Raw genomic sequence first — 4,069 nt, 5'->3', positions numbered from 1 at the left:
TACGGCTTTTTTGCGCATGCCCCAGATTTTATTTACAGCGTCGTTGCCCCAGGCAATGGAGTAGCTGATGCGGCCGGTGTTGGTGTCCTGCGCTGCGCTGTCGAGCAAGTCAGTCAGTTTTTTTACATCCGCTTTTAATTCATCGTCGGAATTTGCCGTGTATTCAACCAGGTTGATGCCCTGGATTTTTTCACCGCTTTCCGGTGCAGGAAAAAACTCCGCCACGCTATGCCATACGATATCGTTCATCGCCAGATTCAATACTTTTGAATCGACGGTTTCAATGGAAGTCGGCTCGGCCGTCATCAGTTGCGTTGCATCGCGCAGGGCGACGTTGAAATCGCGATAGTTGACGTTAATCAGCGCGCTGTATTTTGGGATGGGCAATAAATTGATTTTAGCTTCGGTGATAAAACCGAGCGTACCTTCACTGCCACACAAAATATTGTTGAGATTAAAACGACCTTGTTCGTCGCGGATATGCGCTAAATCATAACCGGTGAGGCAGCGATTTAATTTGGGAAATTTTGCGTCGATCAGCGCGTGATGCTCGCGTTGAATAGCATCGATTATGCGGTGAACTTCACCGACGCGGTCATCGCGCTTCCATAAATTTTCCAGTTCGCTTTCATTGATGGGCGCAGAGGTCCACTCGGTGCCATCAAGCAGTACAGTTTTTAATTCCAATACGTGATCACGGGTTTTGCCATAGCGGCATGAGCCTTGGCCAGAGGCATCGGTATTGATCATGCCGCCGATGGTGGCGCGGTTACTGGTAGAGAGTTCCGGCGCAAAAAATAATCCGTGGGGTTTGACTGCGGCATTGAGTTGGTCTTTCACCACGCCACATTGCACGCGCACCCAACGCTCTTCGACGTTGATCTCCAAAATCTGGTTCATGTACTTGGATGTGTCTACCACCAAACCATCGGTGAGCGATTGGCCATTGGTGCCCGTACCGCCACCGCGTGGGCTGAGCACAACCGATTGAAATTTGGGCTCTTGGCTAAGGCGCGCAATTTTTACTAGATCAGCAGTGTCGCGCGGGTAGAGCACACCTTGTGGCAGCACCTGATAGATGGAGTTATCCGTTGCCAACACCGTGCGGTTGGCGTAGTCCGGGTTCAGGTCACCGCTAAAACCCTGTTCGCGCAAGGCGTTGATAAAGTTCAGGTACAGGGCTTGGACAGGGGAGGTTTGGTCTATGCGTGGAATCATGGAGTATCACAAATCAGCAGCTATTCATGGGGCGGCATTCTACTCCCTTGCCCATCTAATGTCCTGATCTAAGGTGTAATCCTTATACGAGGTGTAGACCATTATTGATCTTTTCCGCTACCGCATTACTCATTCTTGATCCGGTTCTTGGTGGAGTCTTTTGTGATTGTTGACACACTAGTGTACAAGTACTAGCATCGCTTCGTTTGTGTACATGTATACAAGTAGACATCTAACAATAAACCTATGGGAATCGATTATGAGAACGACACACACACGTCCATTATTTGCCCTAAGCCTGCTCAGTTTGGCGATTGCATCCAGTGTTGCCCATGCGCAACAAGCCGCTCAGAAAGAAGAAGTCGAAGAGATAGTTGTTACGGGTTATAAGGCGAGTTTGCAGAGTGCAACCAATGCCAAACGCGCCTCTACCAGTTTGGTTGAATCCGTTTTTGCGGAAGATATCGGTAAATTCCCCGATTTGAACGTCGCTGAATCGATTGGCCGTATTCCGGGTATTCAACTGACCCGCGATATCAATGGCGATGGTTTGCAAATCGCCATCCGCGGTCTGGGTACCAACTTTACCAAGGTGCTGCTCAATGGTTCGCAGATTGCGGTGGCATCGGGTGGCAGTGTTGATTCGCAAAACCAAAACCGCGAAGTTGACCTCAACCTGTTCCCCACCGAGTTGTTTACTCGCATCGATGTGTCCAAAACACCAGTGGCCAGTACACTTGAAGGTGGTCTCGCGGGTGTGGTGAATATGCGCAGCGCGCGTCCGTTCGATAGCAAAGACGAAGGTTTTCACAGCACCTATCAAGGGCAATTGGCTTACACCGAGATCAATGAAGAAACCAGCCCGCGTGCGGCGTTCACTACCAGCTGGCGCAATGAGAATTTCGGTGTGTTGTTTGGTCTTGCCGGAGTGAATAGCAAATCGACTACTGAAGGTTATGAAACTATTGGTTGGTCCAATATGAATTTGTCGGCCGCCCAATGTGGTACAGCGACGGCGGCTCCCTGCGATACGATTGGCGGCAACAACATCAACGTACCAGCAACTGTACCAGCCGGAGCAGGTGCGGGCTTGGTTGCCGGTACGGTGGTGGATGCCGCTTTTCTGCAGGCAAATAACCCGAATGTGACTTTGCAACAAATCGGTGATGGTTTGCTGCCGCGCTTGAGTCGTCCTTCGTATATTGATGGCACTCGCGACCGTGTATCCGGTTTGTTATCACTCGAATATCGCCCGTCCGATGAAACCCAATTCTATTTCGATGCGATGTGGGCAGATGCATCACGCGAGTTTGATCGTTTGGATGTGAACTGGATTGGTCGTTTTGGTTCGTTGATTCCGCTGAATATGGAAGTGGATGAAAACAATGTCGTCACTAAGGGTACGTTTGCTAACGCCCAGTTCTTCCTGGAAGCTCGCCCCTACTCTGAGGATGTGGATTTTTATAACGCCAATCCGGGCGCCCATTTTGAGTTTGGTAGTGAACATCAGTTGGATGTGCAAATCAATTCCAGTCGCAGCGAGCTTTTCCGCGAGTCGCCCACCGTATTGATCAATACGCCGATGGGGCAAGGCACAGTAGTGAATTATGAGAATACGGGCGGTGATTATCCGCAAGTGACTACCAATGTCGATCTCAATGACCCTAATGCCGGTTGGGTGTTTACCGGCGGCCGTTTGAATATTGCCAACGAAAAACGTATTACGGAAACAGACGGCGCGCATGTGGATTATCGCTTCGGCGACGACGTGCAAAATATCCGTTTTGGTCTGGCCTATGATGAAATATCGCGCACGATTTCGGCTCGCGATAACAGCGCGCGCTGGGAGGATGTGGTGTGTCGCAATGGTTTGGATGCCGATGGCAATAGCCCGGCAACGGGTCGTTTGCCTTGTAATGGGTTGAACCCCAATTCCGGGATTCCGCAGTCAGAGTTGGCGTCTTATCTCAAGCCCGGCCCCTACGGATTTATCACCGTTGATTTTGATCGCTTTATGGTGGACACCAACTACCACGAGCTGAGCAAGAATGCGCCGGAAAACAACAGTTCACCCACCGGCGCAAGCACCGGTGGCGTGGATGAAGAAACTTACGGTGCTTACCTTGAAATTAATGGTGCAACCGAGGTTGCAGCCCGCCCACTGATGTTCAACCTGGGTACACGCTATATCACCACCGACCAGTTAATTTCTGGTCCGGTTACCATCGGTGGCGTGCGCGAGTATCAAAACCTGGATACAAGCTATGACGCCTTCCTTCCATCATTTAACTCCACCCTGGATGTGATGGATGATGTGAAATTGCGTTTATCGGCATCGCGTACGCTTACCCGTGCCAATCCCAGTGCAATGTTGCCAGCGACCCAATTTAGCGATCCATCTGCCCAGCAAGCGACCCAAGGCAATCCTAATCTGAGCCCTTATTTGTCCACCAACTTTGATATCGGTGGCGAGTGGTATACCGGTGATGAAGGTTATGTGGGTGTGACCTTCTTTAATAAGCAAGTCACAGGCTTTACCGTGTTGGGTACTAACACGATTCCTTTCCTGCAGTTGGGCGTCCCCTACGATACGCTGACGGATTTGCAGCGCGGTGCAATCGACAGCCGCGGTGGCCCAAATGTGGCAACCGTGACGGTGCAACAGCAAGTCAACGCGCCGGGCAATCTTGAATTGCGTGGTCAGGAAATCACTTGGGTTCAGCCGCTGGATATGATTATTGAAGGTCTTGGCTTTAACGCCAACTTCACCAAAATCGATCAGAAAGGTGAAGGCCAGGGCGCTCCTGCGCAAGCGATTGGTGTATCACCACAGACCTACAACTTCACTGGT

2 protein-coding genes are annotated in these 4,069 nt (G+C 50.7%); one reads left to right on the top strand and one right to left on the bottom strand.

What is annotated here, in order from left to right; all coding sequences use genetic code 11:
* The coding region (locus tag ACWA6V_RS18315; RefSeq protein ID WP_449523845.1) for an FAD-binding oxidoreductase at positions 1–1,218 on the bottom strand (1,218 nt) is incomplete at its 3' end.
* Between the two features lie 259 nt (positions 1,219–1,477).
* Here ACWA6V_RS18315 and ACWA6V_RS18310 point away from each other — a divergent pair.
* Positions 1,478–4,069, top strand: a 2,592-nt coding sequence (locus tag ACWA6V_RS18310; protein ID WP_449523844.1) for a TonB-dependent receptor, incomplete at its 3' end; no start/stop codon positions are given.

It is taken from the genome of Cellvibrio sp. (genome assembly GCF_053579595.1).
The sequence above is the reverse complement of the archived record's forward strand: the minus strand, read 5'-3'. Positions and strand labels throughout refer to the sequence as shown.